Genomic DNA, 24,967 nt, shown 5'->3' with positions numbered 1-24,967 from the left:
TGTTTTCCACGTTTGGCTGGTTTGTGGTATAGTTTTACACCTTTGCGCTATATATGCCTACGTGGGCAGCGGCCATGAATAATCAGTAGAGGGATAGCAGCTCCATGAGCGACCTTGCCAGAGAAATCACACCGATTAACATCGAAGAAGAGCTTAAAAACTCTTATTTGGATTATGCGATGTCCGTTATTGTCGGACGTGCGTTACCAGATGTGCGCGATGGTTTGAAACCGGTGCACCGCCGCGTACTTTTCGCAATGAATGTCCTCGGTAACGACTGGAATAAAGCCTACAAAAAATCGGCCCGTGTGGTCGGTGACGTTATCGGTAAATATCACCCACACGGTGATACCGCGGTTTATGACACCATCGTTCGTATGGCTCAGCCTTTCTCACTTCGCTATATGCTGGTGGACGGGCAGGGTAACTTCGGGTCAGTGGATGGCGACTCCGCAGCTGCCATGCGTTATACCGAAATCCGCATGTCAAAAATTGCTCACGAATTGCTGGCAGACTTAGAAAAAGAAACTGTCGACTTCGTGCCAAACTATGACGGCACCGAACAAATTCCTTCTGTTATGCCTACGCGCATTCCAAACCTGCTGGTTAACGGCTCGTCCGGTATCGCGGTAGGTATGGCGACGAACATTCCGCCGCATAACCTCACTGAGGTTATCAACGGCTGTCTGGCGTACATTGAAGATGAAAACATCAGCATTGAAGGGCTGATGGAACACATCCCGGGACCAGACTTCCCGACAGCGGCCATCATCAACGGCCGCCGTGGTATCGAAGAAGCTTACCGTACCGGCCGTGGCAAGATTTATATCCGTGCCCGTGCTGAAGTGGAAGCTGATGCGAAAACCGGTCGCGAAACTATCATTGTTCACGAGATCCCGTATCAGGTGAACAAAGCCCGTCTGATCGAAAAGATCGCCGAGCTGGTGAAAGAAAAACGCGTTGAAGGTATCAGTGCGCTGCGCGATGAGTCTGACAAAGACGGCATGCGTATCGTCATTGAAATCAAACGTGATGCAGTCGGTGAAGTGGTGCTGAATAACCTGTATTCACTGACGCAACTGCAGACGTCTTTCGGTATCAACATGGTGGCACTGCACCAGGGTCAGCCGAAAATTCTCGGTCTGAAAGAAATCCTGTCTGCGTTCGTTCGTCACCGCCGCGAAGTCGTCACGCGTCGTACCATCTTCGAACTGCGTAAAGCCCGCGACCGTGCTCATATCCTTGAAGCACTGGCCATCGCGCTGGCAAACATCGACCCGATCATTGAATTAATCCGTGCTGCACCGACGCCGGCAGAAGCGAAAGCTGGCCTGGTTGCGCGCTCATGGGATCTGGGCAACGTGTCTGCCATGCTGGCAAGCGCCGGTGATGACGCAGCGCGTCCGGAATGGCTGGAGCCGCAGTTTGGTATTCACGACGGGAAATACTTCCTGACTGAACAACAGGCGCAGGCAATTCTGGATCTGCGCTTGCAGAAACTGACCGGCCTCGAGCACGAAAAACTGCTGGATGAATACAAAGAGCTGCTGGTGCAAATCGCCGAGCTGCTGTTCATCCTGTCCAGCCCTGACCGTCTGATGGAAGTCATTCGTGAAGAACTGGAAGCGATCCGCGATCAGTACAACGATCCGCGTCGTACCGAAATCACTGCCAATACGTCGGACATCAACATCGAAGACCTGATCAATCAGGAAGACGTTGTGGTGACCTTGTCGCATCAGGGCTACGTGAAATATCAGCCTCTGACCGATTACGAGGCGCAGCGTCGCGGCGGTAAAGGCAAGTCAGCAGCACGTATTAAAGAAGAAGACTTCATTGACCGTCTGCTGGTGGCTAATACCCATGACACCATTCTGATGTTCTCAAGTCGCGGACGTCTGTACTGGATGAAAGTCTATCAGTTGCCGGAAGCCAGCCGCGGTGCCCGCGGTCGTCCTATCGTCAACCTGTTGCCGCTTGAGCCGAACGAACGTATTACCGCCATTCTGCCAGTACGCGAGTACGAAGAAGGCCGTCATGTGTTCATGGCAACGGCGAGCGGTACCGTGAAGAAAACTGCACTGACCGATTTCAGCCGTCCACGCAGCGCCGGCATCATCGCCATCAACCTCAACGAGGGTGATGAGCTGATTGGTGTTGACCTGACTGACGGTAAAGACGAAGTCATGCTGTTCTCTGCGGCTGGTAAAGTGGTGCGCTTCTCTGAAGCAGCGGTCCGCTCAATGGGTCGTACGGCGACCGGTGTTCGCGGTATCCGTCTGGGCGAAGGCGACAGCGTTGTGTCGCTGATTATTCCACGCGGCGACGGCTGTATTCTGACTGTGACAGAAAACGGCTTCGGTAAACGTACTGAATCCACCGAATACCCAACCAAATCCCGTGCAACGCAGGGCGTTATCTCGATCAAAGTGAGCGAGCGTAACGGACCGGTTGTTGGCGCGATCCAGGTTGATGAAGCGGATCAGATCATGATGATCACCGATGCCGGCACACTGGTGCGTACCCGTGTTTCCGAAGTGAGTACTGTAGGTCGTAACACCCAGGGTGTGACGCTTATCCGTACCGCAGACGATGAGCACGTAGTCGGCCTGCAACGTGTTGCAGAACCGGTAGAAGACGAAGAGCTGGATGGTGTAGCCACCGAAGCGGGCGAACTGGAAGCGGCACAAGCAGCCGATTTGCCAGACGACGCGGAAAGTGAAGACGATCAGCCAGCTGACGACGAAGAAGAATAAGTTTTCTTCTTCAGATGACAAAAGGGCATAACATTGTTATGCCCTTTTTTATAACATCGTATTTTTTAGAAACTGCGACAATAGTGTATTCTGAATTCAAAACCTAACCCGCTCACAGAGCCGTAACATCAATGGTTAATCCTTGAAATATCTTGCTTCGTTTCGAACAACGCTAAAAATATCCCGCTATCTGTTCCGGGTGCTGGCGCTCATGTTGTGGACACTGGGTGTGTTGCTCACCACCTTCTATGTGCTCAATATTTTCCACAACAAAGAATCTGAAATCCGTGATGAAGACAACTTCAATTACGATCTCGCGCAGAGCTACATCAAGAACTCTAATGACGTCATGCACAGTATTAAGTTCATGGCGGAAAAGCGGCTTAGCGATTCAATGAACGGGCTGGATATCATCAATGGCATGATCAGCACCAAAAATGTTCAGCCGACGTATCTTTCCCTTTTCCCAGAGTCCGATTGTTCGCAGATTAATGACAGCTACCGCAACTCTCTGAGTACGCTCGGTAACATGATCCATTACTGGAAAGATAATTTTTCCGATGCGTACGATCTGAACCGGGTGTTCTTCATTGGCGGGGCGAATCTGTGCCTGGTAGATTTTGGTATCAGCAGTGAACCGTTCGAACGTGCCAGTCAGGATCAGCTCAAGTCATTGCATGAAAAAATTCTGCAATACCGCAACGGCAAGAGCCAGGACAAAGAAAATAGTATGTACTGGGTGTCGCAGGGCAGCAACAAAGATTCCGGTTATCTGTATGTTCTGACGCCGATTTATGTCGGCAATAAGCTGGAAGCATTGATGGGCATTCAGCAAAATCTTCGTATGGAAGATTTGGTTAATCCGAATGCGCAACACACCTCCGTCACGCTGCTGGATGCGGACGATCAGCCGCTGCTCAACATTTCTGAGGATAACCGCGCCACCGCACCCATCGCCAATATCCCTGAAGAAAGTTCATTCTTTGGTTATGTGAATGGTTACAAGGATCTGGTCTATAAAAAGCCGCTGACGCCTTCCTCGCTGAGCGTGGTGTATTCGATGCCGTTTAATACCGTCATCGAGCGTTTTAAAATCCTGATATTCAACGCCGTGTTACTCAACATTTTCTCAGGCCTGCTGCTGTTTATTCTGGCCTGGGTTTTTGAGCGCAAAATGTTCTTACCTGCCGAGGAAAACGCCTTCCGTCTTGAAGAGCATGAGCAGTTCAACCATAAAATCGTGGCCTCGGCACCGGTCGGTATTTCGATTCTGCGTATCAGCGATGGCGTCAATATTCTGAGTAATGAACTGGCGCATAACTACATCAATATGCTGACGCAGGAAGACAGGCAACGCATTACGCGCATCATCTGCGATCAGCAAACGAATTTCGTCGATGTCATCACCAAGAACAATAACAACATCCAGCTCAGCTTCGTGCATTCGCGTTACCGTAATGAAGACGTGGCGATCTGCGTGCTGATCGACGTCAGTTCGCGCGTCAGGATGGAAGAATCGCTGCAGGAAATGGCCAATGCCGCCGAGCAGGCCAGCCAGTCGAAATCGATGTTCCTTGCGACGGTCAGCCATGAATTGCGAACGCCGTTGTACGGCATCATCGGTAACCTGGATTTACTGCAAACGCAGGGGCTGCCGCAGGGCGTTGACCGGCTGGTGACGGCGATGAATAACTCTTCGGCGCTGCTGCTGAAAATTATCAGCGACATTCTCGATTTCTCGAAAATTGAATCCGAGCAGCTAAAAATTGAGCCACAGGAATTCTCCTGCCGTGAAGTGATCACCCATATTGCCGGTAACTATCTGCCGCTGGTGGTGAAAAAGCGTCTGGGGCTGTACTGCTTTATCGAACACAACGTGCCGCTGTCATTTAACGGTGACCCGGTACGTTTGCAGCAGGTTATTTCCAATATTCTCAATAACGCGATTAAATTTACCGATACCGGCTGCATCGTTCTGAATGTCAGAACCTGCGGGAATTACCTCGAATTCCAGGTACGTGATACCGGCGTGGGGATCCCTGAACGTGAGATCACCCGTCTGTTTGACCCGTTCTTCCAGGTCGGTACCGGTGTACAGCGCCACTTCCAGGGGACCGGTCTTGGTCTGGCGATTTGTGAAAAACTGATCAACCTGATGGACGGTGATATCGACGTTGAATCCGAGCCGGGGCTGGGCAGTTCGTTTACGGTGCGAATTCCGCTCTATAACGCCACGTTCCCGTCGGGCGAGCCGCTGGATGACTGGCAGGATAAAACGGTCTGGCTGGATGTGCGTAATGCGTATCTGGAAAGCTACCTGATGCAGCTGATGCGCTACAACGGTGCGAATGTTCAGCGCTGCGAACCGGGGCTGCAAAGTCAGCGTGAAGACGTGTTAATCACCGATACGCCGTTCATCCATAATGGAGAGCTTGCGGCGCAAATCGAGTTTTCTATCGATCATATCGGTCCGCCGGTCGAAACGCGTCCGGGTTACTGGGTTCACAGCACGTCAACGCCGCTGGAAATCACCGCGCTGCTGAATCGTATTTACCGCCTTGAGGCTGAAACGGAAGAGGGCACACCGGCTCTTCCAGAAGCCACGGCGCAGGATTACAGCGATGTGACCTTGCTGGTGGTCGATGACCATCCGATTAACCGTCGTCTGCTTGCTGACCAGCTGGGAACCATGGGGTACATCGTGGTGACGGCGAATGACGGGATGGATGCGCTGGACGCCATGCGTGCGCATGAAATTGATATTGTGCTGAGCGACGTTAACATGCCGCGACTCGATGGTTATGGCCTGACGCAGAAACTGCGCGAACTCGGTCACACGCTGCCGGTGATTGGCGTGACCGCCAATGCGCTGGCCGAACAGCGTCAGCGCTGTCTGGAAGCCGGTATGGATAACTGTTTATCCAAGCCTGTCACACTGGAAACCCTGCGCGATACGCTGCGTTATTACAGCGCGCTGGTTCGCAGAAAGCGCGACAGTTAAAACACCAAAACAAAAGGCACCGCGAAGGTGCCTTTTTCATTTCTTAATCATTTAGACTGAAACGTTAGTCTTTATCCACCGGCTGTGAGCTGACGGAAGACAGGTAGTTCAGCAGGGCGATATCATTTTCAACGCCCAGTTTCAGCATCGCAGATTTCTTCTGGCTGCTGATGGTTTTAATGCTGCGGTTCAGCTTTTTGGCAATCTCGGTCACCAGGAAGCCTTCTGCGAACAGGCGCAGAACTTCGCTTTCCTTCGGAGACAGGCGTTTGTCGCCGTAACCGTTGGCGCTGATTTTTTCCAGCAATTTCGCCACGCTGTCCGGTGTGAACTTCTTGCCTTTCTGCAATGCAGCCAGTGCTTTAGGCAGGTCAGTTGGCGCGCCTTGCTTAAGCACAATCCCTTCGATATCCAGATCCAGAACAGAGCTCAGGATCGCCGGGTTATTATTCATGGTCAGAACAATAATGGATAACTGCGGGTAATGGCGTTTGATGTATTTGATCAACGTGATGCCATCGCCGAATTTATCGCCCGGCATGGACAGGTCGGTGATCAGCACGTGAGCATCAAGTTTGCTTAAGCTGTTAACCAGTGCGGTGGAGTCCTCGAACTCGCCTACAACATTCACCCATTCAATTTGTTCAAGGGACTTACGAATACCAAACAGGACGATAGGATGGTCATCAGCAATAATTACGTTCATATTATTCATGTGATTAGCTACCTTGCTGGAGCAGTCTGGAGACAAAAGAATCAATGTGATTGATGGTTTCAGTAATCTGTAAAGCATCGCCATCTGCGATGTATTGCTCTAACGATTCACACATTTGCTTGCCTGGGGTCAGGTTCAGCATAGCGAACACCCCCTTGAGACGATGTGCTGTTTGTGAAAGTGACGTGAAATCACGACGTTGGTTCTCATTATACAGTTTCTCAAGATCTTCCGGTACTGTCTCGACGAAAAGCTGATAGTAATCGCTTGATTTTAACTGCTTTTCATAATAGTCGAGAGAGTCTTCACCGGGTTCTTCGGATGAAACACTGTCATCGGAAACAGAAAATTGCTGTTCGATTAACAGTAGGGTTGCGTCAATCAGCGCACTGCTGATGTTGTAATTGACGCGAATATAATGCTTTTCAAGCTGCTGGAAACCTGACTCATCATCAGTCAGCAAAAGCGTAAATTTGTCGCTGTTCTGCGGGTTATCTGTCAGTAAAACGTCGTATTCCCGCGCAACCTGCCGGTCATCTGCCACGATGCATACGGCACCATAGGCATTCATGGTCCGGGTGATAATACCGCGAACTTCTTCAGACGTGATGTCGAGCAAGACCGTCACATCATTCAGTAATTTTTCATGTTCAGCTTCAAGTTCCTGCGCTTCCTGACGCTGTTTAACACGTACAGTATAGCGTGTACCAATATCAAGCTTGCTGCGGATTTCTAACTGGCCGCCAAGCTTTTTACACAGCTGATTACACAGGAAGAATGTCAGGCCGGAGCCGTGATTGAAACGGTCAACCAGTGTCTGGCTCAGGAAAGGATAATTCAGATTGCTTAATTCTTCCTTGGAAATTCCGCTACCGGTGTCGTTAATGTGGAAAATCAACTGATCCGGACGATCTTCGTCCTGTTCGCTGGTCAGTGTCACTTTACCCAGAGACGTGGTGACGATGGCATAATCGAGCAGCAGCGAAAGGATTTTCTTCACCGCCTGCACGTCGCCGATAAAGGTGGCTTCCGGGGCAATCTGGAAGTGATTGAGTAAGCCAAGACCTTTCTGGTTCAGGCGGGGCAGGGCTTCAAGCAACAGTTCATCAATCATGGCGGATAACACGTACTTTTCGCCAGCCGGTTGCCAGTCTTGCGTTTCCAGCCGCGTCAGCAAGGTGATGTTATCCACCAGCGTCAGCGCATTGCGTGATTCATTGAGCAGCTTGCCTTCCAGCGTCTGGCGCGCTTCCGGGCTTTGCTCTTCCACCAGCGCCACCGCCAGTCCGTTCAGCTCCTGCAGTGGCTGATTCAGCTCAATGCCTAAATTGTGCAGCATCAGCTTGCGGGCCTGCAGGTTTTTCTCAAACTCGCGTTTTGCCTGTTGCAGCGTGCGGTTCACCATCACTTCTTTATCCTGATCATGCAGCATAAACAGGTAAGTTTCCGGTGAGATCTGACTGCGGATCATGCGGATTTCATAGACTTCGTTATTGACCGTGGCCTGAATGGTGCCGTGATGCTGTTCGGCCATATTGGCGATTTTATTCAGGCTCAGATGCGGCAACAGCTGGTCGGCAATTTTATTGCTCAGCACCACGCTGTGATTGCTGAAGTTATACACCAGCAAACCGAGCGGCAGTCCGGAGATAATTTCCTGGTTCAGCGCCTGCTGCATCTGCAACTGGGCAGCCATATTTTCGCTCGGGCGGATGTACTGATGGCGGATAAAGTAAATGCTGGCCATCGCCAGACCCATCAGGAACAGATTAATCAGGATCAGCCAGAAGTTATTGCGTGAAAGGTCAACGATCAGACTGAACAAGGGAACGTGATAGGTCAGCGACAGCGGCGAATTACTCAGCGGAACGTCAAACACCAGTGTCCAGCCTTGCATCACGATGCTGCTGGCCTCGGCGCTATCGTCTTCCGGATCGCCTTCATTTACCGCCGTGGTGTTACCGTTTAACTGGAAATTGTCCCGCGCCATGTTGTACGGAACCAGGTCAGTTATCGGCAGATCAAAGGCGATAACAGTCGCCAGATGTCCGGGATTATTAAACGTGGTGCGCAGGGAGAATGAATAGTCGCTGCCCTGACGCGATTTTCTCAACGGAGAATAGCTTTCACGTTCATCCAGCGTATTGGCCTGTTGCAGCATTTCAGCGCGACGCGCCTGCAATGTGCTGGTGAATGCGTTTTCCTTCAGGCGCGAATCTTGTTGCTGCAAGGGAACGGTCGTGACCACCAGCATACTGTTGTCCTGACCGTTCAGGTAATACAGCGAGTAGGGCAGCGTGTTTGAGCCCCACTGATCATCCAGAAACGACGAGATTTTCAGGGTTAAATCCAGCGTAGAGCTGTCATGGGTGCCTAAAATAAGCGCATCGGTTTTTTTATGAGGTTTGGAGACTAGATACATGTCCTGACGCAGACGGACTTCCTGAGCACTGACCGCATCCGGTGTCATAGGCTGACCCGAATAGTTGTCATAAATCTGGTAGGTCATGTAACGGAATTTATCGATGCGTTTTTGCAGCAGTTCGGCGGTGTTTTGCACCGTTCGCATCTTATCGTTCAGATAGGCATTGGTGTAATTGTAACCATACAGGCCCAGTCCCATCACCAGAAGGACAATGAACAACCAAAAGAAGCGCGTGATATTGGTCGATGTCAGCGATAAATATTTACCAGCCATGATGATGAGTTTTTTCCTTCATTCTTGTTATTACTCTTTACCGGACAACGGCTCTGGCGCAGGCGGTGACGCAAAGCATCATCGCCGCAACGCAACCTAATGCAAAAGACAAACTACTGACCTGCGCGATAAAACCTATCAGCGCAGGGCCCGCCAAAATACCGGCATAACCCAGAGTTGTCACGGAGGCGATAGCCATGCTGGCAGGCATTGATGTCTGATTACCTGCCGCGCTGAACATAATCGGTACCAGATTCGAGGCACCAAATCCGATCATGACAAAGCCCAGACCGGCGATCCACAGATTATCCACCAGCGTCAGCAAAATCAGCCCGAGACTGGCACAAAGACTGCCGTACATCAGTACTTTATAACGCCCGAACGCGGCGATAATTTTGTCACCGGTCAGACGTCCAGCGGTCATGGCGACCGAGAAAACAGCGTAGCCAAGTCCGGCCTGATGTGCTGCAACGCCGCGTTCCGTGGTGAGGAACAGTGCGCCCCAGTCCAGCATCGATCCTTCGGTCAAAAACATCACAAAACATAAAAAGCCCAGCAAAATGACCCAGCCGCGGGGCAGGACAAAAATAGGGCCATCGCCGTCATGACGGGTTTCGCGCCACAAGTGCGGGCTGGTCACCACCGTCAGAACGGCCAGTAAAATCACGACCAGCATTACCGACTCAAAAGGCGTCAGCCCGAAAAATAATAAACCGGTGACGGCCAGCGCGCCAAAAATGCTGCCCATGCTAAAAAAGCCATGAAACCCGGACATCATCGCGCGGCCACTGGCTTTCTCAACGACTATCGCGTGGACGTTCATGGCCACATCAATCATGCCTATCGCCGCCCCGAACACCAGCAACACCACGGCCATACCGGCGGTGCTGTCCATCAGCGTCAGCAGGGGCAATGCCAGCAGCAGTAACACGCTGGCAATCAAAATCACGGTTTTACATCCCAGTTTTCCGGTGAGAAAACCGGTGAGCGGCATCGAAAAGGTCGATCCTGCGCCAATGCATAGCAACAGTAATCCTAATGTGCCGTCACTGATTGCCAGCCGCAATTTAACAAAGGGCACCAGCGGTGCCCAGGCGGCCATGGCAAAACCGGACAATAAGAAAATCAGCCGGGTGGCATGTTGTTGCGCTCTGCCCGGAACCGGCGCAGCAGTCAGGGGATATTCAGGTGACGACGCTGTCGTCATCGGTTCTGGAGACATCTTTGGAAATTCCTTTTAGGTATACCTTTCAGATACGCCTTTTCGATACAAAAACACTGACTCAGTTTCCACCTGTCTGACTGACCGGACACTTTATCAGAAAGCATAAGTTACTGTGATTGCACAAAGTCTTAATTATTTCTCAGGGCAATACATTAGCGATAAAAAATCTAAAACACGATCACACAATTGGTAAGTCATTTTGATGGGTGTTTCAGCGGGCTAATGCTTGATTTCATTAATAATGATCTGGCTTACTCTTTGCGTAAAAGTTAATAATATGTTGTTTTTTATGGATTTGTTTTAATTCTCAGTAAGCTAGATGACATTTCAATCCTCGTCAAACGTAAGTTTTGTGATTCTTTAATGAAATTTTCTTGTCCTGATGATTTTGTTTTTTTATAGCACTTATCCCAAATCATGCATATAACTTATGGAGTTTCGGGCAAAAAACTACCGAAACAATGAATCATTAAAGTCATAAAAAATATCTTAATGTATTCACGACGCTTTTATTTGTTCGATTTGTAGTCTATGTCATTCCCTGACACCAGTTGGAAGTATACCCATTTTTTATTAATGGTCTTCACATCACGACACGCCGCTTTTTCCTTAAAAAGGAGAGAGCGGTATTTAGCGTGTGTGGGCAACAACTGGTGTAACAGGGGTACAACATGGCTCAGAACGGTAGCGTTGTTATTGATATTCTTTCTCGTACAAATGGCGCAGTAGTTTCTCAGGTCTCAAACGCCAGCCAGGACGTAACCCTCAATCAAATCAGTATCGTACGCGTCCACGCGACGCGCGACGCCGTCACCAGCTATGAGCGTGTCGGCAACGATCTGGTCATCCACATGAAAGATGGCCGCACAGTCCGCTACCACAGCTTCTTTGATACCGACGGCAAAGGGCACCACAGCGAACTGATTTTTGACGACGGCGTACACCCGATCGAACATGCCGCGTTTGTCGATACCGGCGCGACGGCAGCCGCCGTCCCGGTTGTTCCCGCGTATGAAACCATTCCTGACGTCGGTGCCCTGGTCCTCGACTCCTCTAATTTTGATCCCGCTGTTTTAGGTGCCGTGCTGGGCGTGCTTGCGCTCGGTGCCGGTATTGCCATTGCGGCAGGGAGTGGCGGTGGCGGCGGCGGTGGCAGCAGCAGTAACAACGGCGGCAGCGACGGCGGTGGAAACACCGGTGGCGGCAATACCGGCGGAGGCAATACGGGTGGGGGAAATACTGGTGGCGGTAATACCGGTGGTGGTAATACCGGCGGAGGTGATACCGGTGGTGGGAACACGGGGGGCGGCACTGTCGGCGGAGTAGCACCAACCCTGACGCTGGCAGCCTTTGCCAATGAAAATATCGTCAACCAGTCTGCTGTACAAAGCACTCAGACTTTCAGCGGTAGCTCAACCAACGCCGCCGCAGGCAGTACCATTGTGCTGACCATCAACGGCAAAACCTTCACTACGACGGTGGATGGCAGCGGTAACTGGAACGTTCCGTTGTCTGCCAGCGAACTGCAAACACTGGCCGACGGGACTTATGTGATTTCCGTTACCCTGACCAATACGTCGGGTGAAACCGTTACTAAAAGCGTGACCGTGGTGGTGGATACCACGCCGCCAACGCTGACCGTTGATCCCATCGACGGCGACAATGTAATTGATGCCAATGAGCATCAGCAACCTCTGACTCTCACCGGTACGGCATCCGTTTCTGAAGCGGGCCGGTCGGTGGATGTGGTACTTAACGGCGTGCATTACAGCACGACCGTCGGTGCGGACGGCGTCTGGTCTGTGACCATCCCGGCCAGTGTCGTTTCTGCGCTGGCAGAGGGTAATTACCAGCTGACGGCTTCCCTGACCGATGCGGCCGGTAACTCGACGTCCACGCCGGAAAGTTTTGTCATCAGTGACAGCGCGGGCGTTCTGACCGTTAATCCGATTTCCGGTGACGGGCAGCTCAATGCCAGCGAAGCACAAAGCGCGCTGGTGATCACCGGCACGACGTCCAATGTGCCCGTGGGCACACCAATTACCGTCACCGTGGGCAGCACGGTGTATAACACCACCACCACGGCGGGTGGCGGATGGAGCCTGACCCTTTCCCCGGCTGATTTGCAGGCCCTGACTGACGGTTCGACAACCGTGACGGTCAGCATGGTGGATTCTCAGGGCAATACCATCAGCCAGACGACGGATCTGATTGTCGCTATTCACGGTGTTCCGCCGACCCTTGATCCGGTATTCGGTGGCGACAATACGCTGGATGCCAGCGAATCCACCACCAGCCAGACGCTGACCGGCCACACCGGTCTGACCGGCGACGGCCAGACGGTGACCGTCACCATTGGCGGCCAGCAAATTACCGGCACCGTAGCGTCGGACGGCACGTTTACCGTCCAGGTTCCGCCATCCGTGCTCGGCACTTTGCCGCAGGGCAGCAATAATATCGTGGTCACCGTGACGGATCCGGCGGGCAACCACAACACCATTACCACGCCGGTGACTGTGGATACGGTCGCACCGACCCTGACGGTCAATCCGCTGGAAGGCGACGGGTATATCAGCGTGGCGGAAGCCGCATCACAAATGACCCTGACCGGTACGGCGTCGGTATCCGAAGCCGGTCGTCCGGTTGTCGTGACCATTAACGGCGTTGATTATACGGGCGCGATTGTTCAGCCGGATGGCAGCTGGAGCGTGAACATTCCGGCCGGTTCCCTGAGCAATCTCAGTCAGGATGTGACGGTCACTGCGACGCTGACGGATGCCGCGGGTAACGCCACCACCAACACCAGCACTATTCACGTTGCTTCTGACCCGGCTCTTCCGCCGCTGATCACGGTGAATACTTTCGCGTCAGATAATATTGTCGATGGTGCTGAACGCCAGACCGCACAAACGTTGAGCGGTACCACGACGCGCGTTGAAGTTGGGCAAATTGTCACCATCACCCTGAACGGCCATACCTATACGGCGACCGTGGGGACCGGCGGAAACTGGAGCGTGATTGTTCCTGCGGCGGATATGATTGTGCTGGCTAACGGCCCGCAAACCATTACGGCGACTGTGTCTGATAAAGCCGGGAACGAAGCCGCGCCGGGCACTGACACCTTTAACGTGGATACTGCGCAGGAAGGCATCGCCATTGATCCGGTGACCGGCGACAACGTCATCAACGTGACTGAAACCAATGACGGTATTTTGATCACCGGCACCACGCTGGGCGTCGCGCCGTTTGCGCTGGTGACGGTGACTTTCGGTTCGCTGATCCGCCTGGCGCTGGTTCAGCCAGACGGCAAATGGTCTCTGGCGCTGTCATCAGCAGATCTGCAATCTCTGGGTGCCGATCCGGCGGGTCTGCCGCTTTCTGCCAGCGTGGAAGCGCTGGATGGCACCACGCTGAATAACAGCATCTCTGTCGGGCTGGATAATCAGGCCCCCGTGCCAACCCTTAACACGCCGTTTGGCGACGGCTATCTGAATATTGCCGAAGCGGCAACGGCTGAAACCCTGAGCGGTACCACTGGCAAAGCCGGTGATGGTCAGACAGTCACTGTAACGATTGGCGGCCATACCTATAACGCCACGGTGGATGGTGCTGGTGCATGGTCGGTGAGCCTGCCTTCTGCTGATTTGCAGGCACTACCCGCAGGCAATAATGCGATTGTGGTGAATGTGACTGACAGCGCGGGCAACACCGCGACGCTTAACGGTACTGCCACTGTCGATTTAACCGCGCCAACCCTGACCATCAATCCGATTTCCGGCGATGGTTATATCAATAACGCCGAAGCGGCGGCTGATATTGCCGTGACCGGTACTGCGTCGATTACCGAGGCCGGCAACACCGTCACGGTGACGATAAACGGCCAGCCTTACACCGGCATTGTGGCGGCAAACGGGCAGTGGACGGTGACTGTTCCGGCTGGCGCCCTGGCGGGCGTGGCGGACGGGCAATATCCTGTCACCGTGCAGCTTTCTGATGCGGCGGGTAACAGCACCACGATTACTTCAAATGTTCAGCTGGCAGCCGATCCTGCGTCAGCGCCGACCATCACCCTGAACGCCTTTGCTGGTGACAATATTCTCGATGGCGCAGAGCAGCAAACGGCTCAGACCCTCAGCGGGACGACGACGCATGTCGAAGCCGGGCAGGTCGTCAATATTACCCTTAACAGCGTGGTTTACAACGCGACCGTGCAGGCCGATGGCAGCTGGAGCGTCAGCATTCCGTCTTCCGCATTGGGCGCACTGACCAACGGCACACTGCAAATTGACGTCGCCGTACTGGATAAGGCCGGAAATCAGGCCACCGGCAGCGAATCCTTTACCGTAGATAACACGCTAAGCGGCCTGTCTGTGGATCCGGTCACCGGCGATAACCAGCTGAATGCCCAGGAAGCGGCAGCGGGCGTCACCATCAGCGGCACCTCAGTTAATGTGCCGGTTAACGGCGTGGTGACGATAACGCTCAACGGCAAAACCTACACCGCAACTGTCGGCGTGGGTGGCGGCTGGAGCGCGCAGGTCTCTGCGGCAGATCTCGCCACATTGAGTGACGGCAAACACACCATCACCGTCAGTGCCACCGATGCCGTCGGGCAACCGGTCACCGGCAGCGATGTGCTGAACGTCATCATTCACAATCTGCCAAATGCCACACTCGATACGCCTTTCGGCGACAGCATTCTCAATGCCGCTGAAGCGGGCGTCAGCCAGACACTGACCGGGAATACCGGCGTTTCCGGCAGCGGCCAGACGGCAATTGTGACCTTTGGCGGCCAGGATTACACCGCCGTTGTCGCCGCCGACGGTTCGTTCTCGGTGTCCGTGCCGTCATCGGTACTGACTGCCGTCGGACAAGGCCCGACAGCCGTGCTGGTTGCGGTAACGGATGCGGCAGGCAACACCAGTAACATATCTGTGCCGGTATCAGTCGATACCGTTGCGCCGGTTGTCACCATCACAACGCCGATCGCGGGCGACGGTACCATCAATGCGGCCGAAGCCGGGGCGATCATTCCGGTCAGCGGTACGGCGGGCGCGGGTGAGGCGGGCGATACCGTCACCATCGCGCTTGGCGGGCACACTTATACCGGCACGGTCGCGGCAGGTGGCGGCTGGACGGTCAACATTCCGGCCGATGCACTGACAAACGTGGCGAACGGAACGTACACCCTGACAGCGACAGTCACCGATGCCGCAGGCAACGCAGGCACGGCGACCGCACCGGTCACTGTAAAAGCGGATCCGGCCTTACTGCCAACGCTGACTGTCTCCGCATTTGCAGGTGACAACACGCTCGATGGCGCAGAGCAGCAGACCGCGCAGGTGATAAGCGGCACCACCACGAATGTGGAAGCGGGACAAACCGTCCTCATCACACTCGGCACACTTCAGTACACCGCGACCGTGCAGGCCAGCGGCGCATGGAGTGTTTCTGTTCCGGCTGTCGATTTGCAAACACTCGGCGACGGTCCGGCGACGATCAACGCCACCGTGACGGATGTGGCTGGTAACCCGGCGCAGGGCAGCGATGCGATTACCGTCAACTCAACGCTTGGTGGTATTTCTATCGATACCATCGCCGGTGACAACAATATCAACGTGGCGGAAGCAGCGGCGGGTGTAAACATCAGTGGTTCGACATCCAATGTTCCACAGGGCACGACCGTGACAGTCAGTCTGGGTGGGAAAACCTACACCACTACGACCGACGCGCAAGGTAACTGGACTGTGCCGATCCCGGCGAATGATCTCAGTAGTCTGGCCGATGGCACCAGCCATGTGATTGCCACCACGATTTCAACCGACCTTGGCGCGGTGACCACGCAGCAGGATATTGGTATTTATACCCAACCGCCGGTACCGACCCTGAACCCGCCGTTCGGCGATGGTCAGTTAGGCACCGACGAAGCGGCTGCAACACAGACTCTGACCGGTTCTACCGGGCTGACCGGCGACGGTCAGACAGTGACCGTGGTGATTGGCGGCAATACCCTGACAGGTACCGTAGCGACTGACGGTACCTGGACAGTCACCGTACCGGCTGGCACATTAACTGGTTCGGCAGAAGGCCCGACGCCAGTTGTAGTCAACGTTACTGATGCCGCAGGTAACCCCGGCACCACCACCGGTTCTGTGAATGTCGATTTCACATCGCCAACGCTGACGCTCAACCCGGTCGCGACAGACAACGTGATCAATGCGCAGGAAGTGGCTGGCGTCATCGAGCTGTCGGGTACTGCCGATGTGGCGGATGCCGGTCAGATAGTCACGCTGCAATTTAACGGTCAGACCTATCAGGCAACCGTTCAGGGCGATGGCTCCTGGTCAACCAACGTTCCGGCGGGCGCGCTGGCCGGTCTGGCAGACGGCAGCTATACACTGACCGCGACGCTGTCTGACCTGGCGGGTAATACTACGACCGTTCCGGAAACGTTCACCGTAGTCGCCGCGAATCCGCCAGTGCCGACCATCGAAACGCCATTTGGCGATACTTTCCTCAATCAGCGCGAAGCAGACACCGATCAGACGCTTACCGGCACCACCGGCGTCACAGGTGCAGGTCAGTCCGTCGTTGTAAATATCGGCGGCGTGGATCATACGGCGACTGTCGATGCGGCCGGTATCTGGACGGTTAATATCAGTGCGGCCGATTTGCAGTTAATTACCGAAGGCCCGCAAAACATTGTGGTCACGGCGACCGACAGCGCCGGAAACACGGGCACGGCCAACAGCGCCATCACCGTGGATTACACGCTGCCAACGCTGAGCTTTGATCCGGTGGCGACCGACGACATCATTAATGCTGCTGAAACCTTGCAGCCGGTGGTGATCAGCGGCACATCCGATATCCCGGATGCAGGACAAACCGTTTCTGTGGTGCTGAGCTTCAACAACGTGACGTATACCGCAGTCGTCCAGCCGGACGGCACCTGGAGCTTCACGCTGCCAAGTTCTGTGGTGCAGGCGCTGGCTGATACCACTTACACGCTGTCAGCGACCATCACCGATGCGGCCGGTAACACCACCACAGGCGATCATACCTTCACCGTGGATGCAGCGGCGGCTGACTTGCCAACGCTGACCATCACGGCGGTGTCGGAAGATGATTACATTAATGCGGCAGAGAAAGGCGCCGATATCCCGATCACCGGGACATCCACCAATCTCGAAGTCGGACAGACGGTGGTGGTGAGCTTTAACGGCAAAAACTACAACGCCCTCGTCGGTGCGAATGGCGACTGGACGGCAACCGTGCCGCTGGCGGATCTGGCTACCTTGTCCGACGGGCCAATTACCGTAACAGCGACCTCAGCTGATCTGGCCGGTAACCCGGCGTCAGCGTCGCATAACGCCACCGTGATCGCCCAGCCGGGCGACCTGCCAACGCTGAGCATCAACGCCATTTCCGGCGATGATTACATCAATATCATTGAGCACAATCAGGGGATGACCGTCAGCGGCACCTCCACCCACGTTCCTGTGGGCGGTACGGTGACGGTGGTTATTACCGGCGAAGCCTACACGGCGACCTATACCGCTACCGTGCAGGCCGACGGCAGCTGGAGCTTCCCGATGACGGCGGCGCAGGTTCAGGCAATGCCGGCGGGCAACAATACCTTCACCGCGACTGCGGATGATGTGGCGCAAAACGTCGCCACTGCAACGCATGACGTGGCTGTTGATACAACTGCGCCGATACTGACTGTGACCGTGGATACCGGCGGTGATGACATCATCAATCTGGCAGAAGCGGCGCTGGGTATTCCGGTCAGTGGCACCACGGATCCAAACCTGACCGTGACCGTCACGCTCAACGGAAAAGATTACACCACCATCGCCGACGGTACTGGCGTCTGGAGCCTGACCATTCCGGGCGTGGATGTGCAGGCCATCACCACCGATGGCACTAAGACCATCGGCGTCAGCGTGACCGATGCTGCCGGGAACAACCTCACTACTTCGGCTGATTTCACGCTCTCCTCGCACGCATTACCAACGCTGACCATTGGCGTGATTGCCGGCGACGGTATTTTGAACATCACTGAAGCGGCCAATGGTTTTAACCTGAGCGGAAGCAGTTCAGGTCTGGCGCCGGGAACTGTCGTGCAGGTTACGGTGCCGGGGCTGGCGGATCCGATTTCCGGTATGGTGAACCCTGACGGACTCGGCTGGACTGCCATCGTTGCGCCAAATCTGCTCAGCGGGCTGACTACCGGTATCGTACAGGTGACCGTGACGGCAGAAGATGTGGCCGGTAACCCGGCATCTTCCAGCGCAAGTCTGGATATCGAACTGTCTGCGCTGCCTTTACCGACCATCAATACGCCGTTTGTTGATGGCGTTCTTAACGCCACCGAAGCGGCGGGTAATCAGCTGATTACCGGTACCACCGGCATTACCGGCGCGGGTCAGACCGTTCTGGTGACTGTTGATGGCACGCCGGTGTTGGCCACCGTCGCCAATGACGGCACCTGGACGGCGACCGTGCCTTCCGGCGTGCTTCAGGGGCTGGCGGATGACACGCATACCATCAGCGTGACGGCAACCGACAGCGCAGGGAATACCAGTGCGGCCGGTACCCTTGATTTCACGTCGGTGACGCAGGTTCTGCCGCAGGCTGGAATCAATACGCCGTTTGGTGATGGCATCCTGAATCTGGATGAAGCGACCGCGGGCGGCAGCATTACCGGTACCACCGGTATCACCTCGCCGGGGCAAACCGTCACAGTGGTCATTAACGGTAACGCAGTGCCGGTGGTGGTGGATTCTGCTGCCGGAACCTGGACTGTCACTCTGACGCCAGCGCAGTTGCTGGGCTTGCAGGATGGCACATGGCCGGTCGTCGTGACCGTGACCGACAGTGCGGGCAACACCTCGCCGCTGACGGCATCGGTTGATGTGCGGATCAATAACATTCCGCAACCGACGATTGATCTGCCATTCGGTGACGGCACCCTGAACATTGAGGAATCTGCGGCTGTTGGCGGCCAGACGCTCACCGGTTCCACCGGCGTAACGGGCACAGGACAAACCGTCAGCGTGGCGATCGCGGGCATGACCGGCAGTCCGTTTGCGGCAGCCGTCGATCCGGATACCGGAAACTGGACCCTGAACCTGACGCCAGTGCAGCTGGCATCGCTGGGGACATTGACGGCGTCCCACGACATTACCGTCACGGCGACCGATTCTGTTGGTAACCATAACGATACGACCATCAGCTTCACTTCACATCTGTCCGGGCCGGTACCTGTTATCAATGAACCTTTCCTTGACGGTAGTCTGAATATTGCCGAAGCCGCGGGTGTGAACGTCATCACCGGTAACACCGGCATCACCGGCGACAACCAGAACGTGAAACTGACCATCGACGTAGGCGGCACCACCTATACCGCAACCGTCGATCCGACGACAGGCGACTGGGCGGTCAGCCTGCCTGCGGGCGTGCTGAACTCTCTGGGCAGTGGCACGCACGATATCAACGTGACGGTGACGGATGCTGCAGGCAACACCACGCCAGCGACATTGCCATTCACCAGCTATCTCACCGTGCCGGATGTCACCATCAATACGCCGTTTGGCGATGGTTATCTGAGTGCTGCCGAAGCAGCAGCGGCTGCCACAACGCCAATAGTTCTCAGCGGGACGACGGGACTGACTGGCACCGGACAAAGTGTGGTGGTGCTTGTCGGGGGGATCCCTATTCCGGGCGCGACGGTGGATGCGAACGGTAACTGGACGGTTTCTCTGAACTCGGGTGAAATCGCCGATTTGCCGCAGGGCGCACAGCAAATCTCTGTCACGGTGACGGACGGTGGCGGTAATACCGGTTCGGCTTCAACTGATATCGGCATTGCCGTCACCCAGCTTCCGGCCGTGGCGGTAACGTCATTCGCCGGTGCTGGTTTTGACCTGACCTATGCCGAAAGCCAGAATCCGCAAACCATCACCGGTTCGACAGTGAATGTGCAGGCCGGACAGCAGGTGACGGTTTCAGTTGGGGGCATAAGTCATCAGGCTACCGTGCAGGGCGATGGCACCTGGAGTGCCACCTTTACACCTGCGGAACTGGCAACGCTGGACAGTACGGATACGATCACGGCAACTGTTAATGATCTGGCGGGTAACACGGCAAATCTGCTGGCGCCTCAGGCTATTACTGTAGATCTGACACTACCGGTAACCCCAACGCTGAGCATCGATCCGGTGACCGGCGACAACATTCTTAATGTGGCGGACGGCAGCCCGACCACTATTACGGTGTCCGGTAAGGTGCTCAATGTCCCGGATACCACTTTGGTCACCGTTACCGTCGGGGGAGATCCGCATATTGCCACGGTGACCGGCGGTGTCTGGTCAATTGCAGTACCCGCCAGTGACTTTACCAATGGCGGCACCACGGTTATAACCGCGACCACCTTAACTCCACCGACCAGTGCGACCAGCAACGTGCTGGTGGATCTCACTGCGCCAGTGCTGACCATCAACACTTTTGCTGTCGATGACACGCTCAACAATACCGAATCGAAATCGGCTCAAACCATTTCAGGAACGGTGGTTGACAACAACAATAATGACGTGGGCAGTGTGGTGACTGTCACGCTCAACGGTAAAAACTACACGGCAATTGTGCAGACGGGCGGCACCTGGTCAGTCAGTGTACCGGCAGCCGATTTGCAGGCATTACCACAAGGCGTCGGTAACAACACTATTACTGCAACGCTGACAGATGCCGCAGGGAATACAGGGAGTGCGACACCGCATCCGATCACCGTCGATACCACCGCGCCGTTGCTGGCGCTGGATGTGGTGGCCGGGAATAACGTCATTAACCTGGTGGAATCGCTGGCCAACGTACTGGTCGGCGGGACGTCCAGCGGGGCAGACGGTCAGACCGTCAACGTCACGCTGGGCGGTGCATCCATCGGTACGGCGTTGATCCAGCCGGGCGGGGCATGGTCGCTCAACCTGACGCCAGCGCAGTTGCTGTTGCTTAACGACGGCACACTTACACTGGCGGCGACGGTAACGGATCAGGCGGGTAACACCACCAGCGTCAGTACCGGTCTGGACATCTTCTTCAACAAACTGCTCGCACTGAATGTGACCAGCGGTCTGGGGCTGACGGATGGCTTCCTCAATCTGGCGGAATCGCAGGTGGCGCAAACCATCAGCGGGACGGCGATTGGTGCAGGCGTGGGTTCTGTGGTCTCGACCGTCATCAACGGCACGCCGCTCTCGGCAATTGTCGGGGCTAACGGTGTGTGGTCGCTGAACATTCCGGCGGCGGTGCTCGGCGCACTGGGTGACGGTCAGCAGGTGCTGAATCTTAACCTGACCGATGCGGCAGGCAACGTGACAGCCTCCGTGCTGAATCTGGATGTCATTAAATCGCTGCCGGTGCTCGGCAATCTGGATCCTATCTTTGGTGGCAACGGCCTGCTGAATGCGGCGGAATCTCTGCTGGCGCAAACTATCGGCGGCGTCGCGACGGCTGTTGACGGTACTCTTGTGACCGTGACCCTCGGCGGAAAAACCTACAACACTACCGTGACGGCGGGCACCTGGAACATCCAGATCCAGCCGGGCGATCTGCGCGCGCTGCTTGATGGCAATCTGAATCTGGGTATCACCCTGACAGATCCGGCAGGCAACACCTCTTCCACCACTATCCCGGTGGGGATTGCCATCCACAATCTGCCGCAGGTGGTGCTCAACACCGTGTTTGGCGACGGCGTGCTGAATATCGCCGATCTGCTGGTCAATCAGACGATCAGCGGTACTGTTTCCAATGTGGCGGCGGGTACAGCCATTGCGGTGCAGGTTGGGACACAAACCATTAACGGCGTAGTGGATGCGACCGGGCATTTCCTGGTCACCGTCCCGCCGTCCGTCCTCGGCTTACTGAGTGGCACGACCGCAGCAGTCAGCGTGACGGTAGCAGATGCTGCCGGTAACGTCGGCAGTGCGGCGGCGAACGCGGTGCTGGATCTGGTCCAACCGGTGATTAATCTCACCTCGGTACTGGGCGACGGCTTGCTGAATGCGGCTGACGCGCTGACCACGCAGGTGATTGGCGGTACCGTTGGCGGCGTCGCGGCAGGGACGCAGGTGCAGGTCTCGCTGGGCGGGAAAACCTTCCTCGGTGCGACCGACGGTACGGGCGCATTCAGTATCACCCTGCAACCGGGTGACCTGAAAGCGCTGGGCGACGGCACCTTCCCGGTCGTGGTTTCTGTTACCGATGCTGGCGGTAATACCAGCACCAGCAGCAGCACGCTGACTTCCATCATCAACGCAGTACCGAAAATTGTGCTGGATCCTGTTTTCGGCGCAGACGGCATCCTGAACGCGGCGGAAGCACTGCTGACGCAAACCATCAGCGGTACGGTCACCAACGGGCATGTCGGCGAAACGGTCAACATTAACGTCGGCGGCGGCCTGATCAACCTGACGGCAACCGTCGGCAGTGACGGCAAATTCTCCGCTTCACTGACGCCGCTGCAACTTGCCGGATTGCTTGACGGCAATCTGACCATCGTCACCAGCGTGACCGATGAAGTGGGTAACACGGCGTCGAATACCGTGGGGCTGAATGTCGGTATTCACAATCTGCCGTCGATTGTCCTGAATCCGGTCTTTGGCGATGGCGTACTGAACGTGGTTGACCTGCTGACCGGCCAGACCATCAGCGGTATCGCGACTAATGTCGCGCAGGGCACACAAGTGCAGATTTCCCTGAATGGCAAAAACTACCTTGCCAATGTGGGGGTCGGTGGTGTGTTCAGCGTGACGGTGCCGGTGACGGATCTGGGCGCCATTCTCAACGGCACACAGTCGGTGGTCGCCAGCCTGGTGGATGGTTCTGGTAATACGGCGTCAGTCACCAATCTGCTGAGCGTGGTAGCCCAGTCTCTGCCAACCATTACGCTGAATCCGCTGTTTGGCGATGGCCTGCTGAACGCGGCGGATGCATTGCTGACACAAACCATCAGCGGTACCACCACTAACGCGCAGGGATCGACCGTAACCCTGAACGTCGGCGGCAATACCCTGACGGCGCTGGTAAAAGCGGATGGCACCTTCAGCGTCGCTGTTCCGCAGCAGACGCTGGCAAGCCTGCTCGACGGCACGCTGAATGTCGGTGCGTCAATCACTAACGCCGCCGGCCATTCAACCAGCGGCAGCGCAACGGCAACGGTCGGTATTCACACCCTGCCAACGCTGTCACTCGGCTCACTGTTTGGCGGCGACGGTTACCTGAATGCTGCCGAAGCGGGCGCTAACACCAACATTACCGGGACTTCAAACCTGCTCAACGGCACGGTATCGGTCAGTATTGGTGGCGTGACACACACCGGCACCATCACTAACGGTGCATGGAGTGTGCCGTTCACCTCGGCAGAACTGAAAGGGCTGGCGGATGGTTCAACGCAGGTTTCCGTCTCGGTTGCGGATCTTGTGGGTAATACCGCGATTGTGTCTAACCCGCTGAGCGTACTGACGCATGCACTTCCGCAGGTGGCACTGAACCCGGTTCTCGGACTGACGCTCGGTGTGGTAGGCGGCATTCTGGGTGGTCAGGGTCTGACCCTGAGCGGGACCAGCCGCAACATCGCGCAAGGTGGTCTGGTCAGCGTCACGCTGCTGGGCAATACGCTGGCGGGAACCGTGCAGGCGGACGGTTCGTGGACAGTGAAACTTTCCAGTGCACTGCTGAGCAGTTACGGCGTGATTGGCTTACTGAACGCACTGCTCGGCGCGGTGGTTGAACTGAAAGCGGTCGATGCGGCCGGTAACGGATTCGATGCGCACGTCGGGCTGACGGTAGGTTCAACATTGCCGGCGGACGCCAACGTTGCGCAGGTTCAGTCGCTGTCAGTGGACGATACCCATACGCTGGCGGCGGTTCACACCACCGATACCAGTACAACTACGGATACCTCAGTGACGCACGCCGCCAGCACGCTGACGGATCCGCTGGTGACAACTGATACCAGTGCTTCAACCACCACCACGCACGACACCACCACGGCGGACACTACCGCGCACGCGGACACTGCGTTCTCCATTGGCGGTATCACCATCGACCTGACGGCAACTGACGGGGTGGCCATCGGCGGCGCGGGTGACGACACCATCTCGGTTCATACCCTCGATTTCTCGCAAATCGACGGCGGCACCGGTGTCGATACCTTACTGCTGGCGGGCACCAATCAGCATCTGGATCTGACCGTACTCGGGCTGAAAGTCGAGCATATCGACATCTTCGACCTGGGCAATTCCGGCACCAACAGCATTTCCCTGAACCTGCATGAGGCGCTGAACGTGAAGGATAACCCGACCGATGAAGTGATCATCAAAGGGGGCGAGGGCAGTCTGGTCAATCTGCAAATGGGCACCGACGGCGCATGGAACGAAACCGGGCAACGCACGGTGGATGGCCTGACCTTCGACGTTTATCACAACGCGTCAATGGATACCTCGAACACCCTGGGAGACGTTCTGGTGCAACACGGTCTGCACGTACAACAGAGTTAATGCAGTGCGCCTCC

General features: G+C 55.5%; 6 protein-coding genes. 3 read left to right on the top strand and 3 right to left on the bottom strand.

From position 1 onward, the window contains the following. Positions 1-104: 104 nt before the first annotated feature. Together gyrA and rcsC are read left to right on the top strand one after the other, a co-directional pair. A complete protein-coding gene (gyrA, locus tag EC840_RS12415) occupies positions 105-2,756 on the top strand; it encodes a DNA topoisomerase (ATP-hydrolyzing) subunit A (protein ID WP_112289497.1) in 2,652 nt (883 codons plus the stop codon). 142 nt (positions 2,757-2,898) lie between these two features. Next, positions 2,899-5,757 carry a two-component system sensor histidine kinase RcsC gene (gene rcsC, locus EC840_RS12410; protein WP_132965559.1) on the top strand — a complete coding sequence of 953 codons (2,859 nt, stop codon included), beginning with the start codon at positions 2,899-2,901 and terminating at the stop codon, positions 5,755-5,757. A 64-nt stretch (positions 5,758-5,821) separates the two neighbouring features. On the opposite strand, the gene rcsB is transcribed toward rcsC, so the two are convergent. From rcsB to EC840_RS12395, 3 genes are read right to left on the bottom strand one after another with little or no spacing between them, the layout of a single operon-like run. Continuing rightward, positions 5,822-6,472, bottom strand: a complete 651-nt coding sequence (rcsB, locus tag EC840_RS12405) for a response regulator transcription factor RcsB (RefSeq protein ID WP_013574620.1) — start codon at positions 6,470-6,472, stop codon at positions 5,822-5,824. Between the two features lie 4 nt (positions 6,473-6,476). After that, the gene (rcsD, locus tag EC840_RS12400; protein WP_129639040.1) at positions 6,477-9,170 is read right to left on the bottom strand and encodes a phosphotransferase RcsD; all 2,694 of its coding nucleotides are present in this window, start codon (positions 9,168-9,170) and stop codon (positions 6,477-6,479) included. Between the two features lie 37 nt (positions 9,171-9,207). Next, positions 9,208-10,377, bottom strand: coding sequence for an MFS transporter (locus EC840_RS12395; RefSeq protein ID WP_112289502.1), 1,170 nt, complete (start codon positions 10,375-10,377; stop codon positions 9,208-9,210). 689 nt (positions 10,378-11,066) lie between these two features. On the opposite strand from EC840_RS12395, the gene EC840_RS12390 reads away from it, so the two are divergent. Then, positions 11,067-24,953 (top strand): Ig-like domain-containing protein, encoded by a 13,887-nt coding sequence (locus tag EC840_RS12390; RefSeq protein ID WP_132965557.1) that lies wholly within the window; start codon positions 11,067-11,069, stop codon positions 24,951-24,953. The last annotated feature ends 14 nt before the right edge of the window (positions 24,954-24,967 follow it).

This window comes from Rahnella sp. JUb53, assembly GCF_004346065.1.
GTDB lineage: Bacteria > Pseudomonadota > Gammaproteobacteria > Enterobacterales > Enterobacteriaceae > Rahnella > Rahnella variigena.
This window is presented reverse-complemented; position numbering and strand designations above follow the sequence as displayed.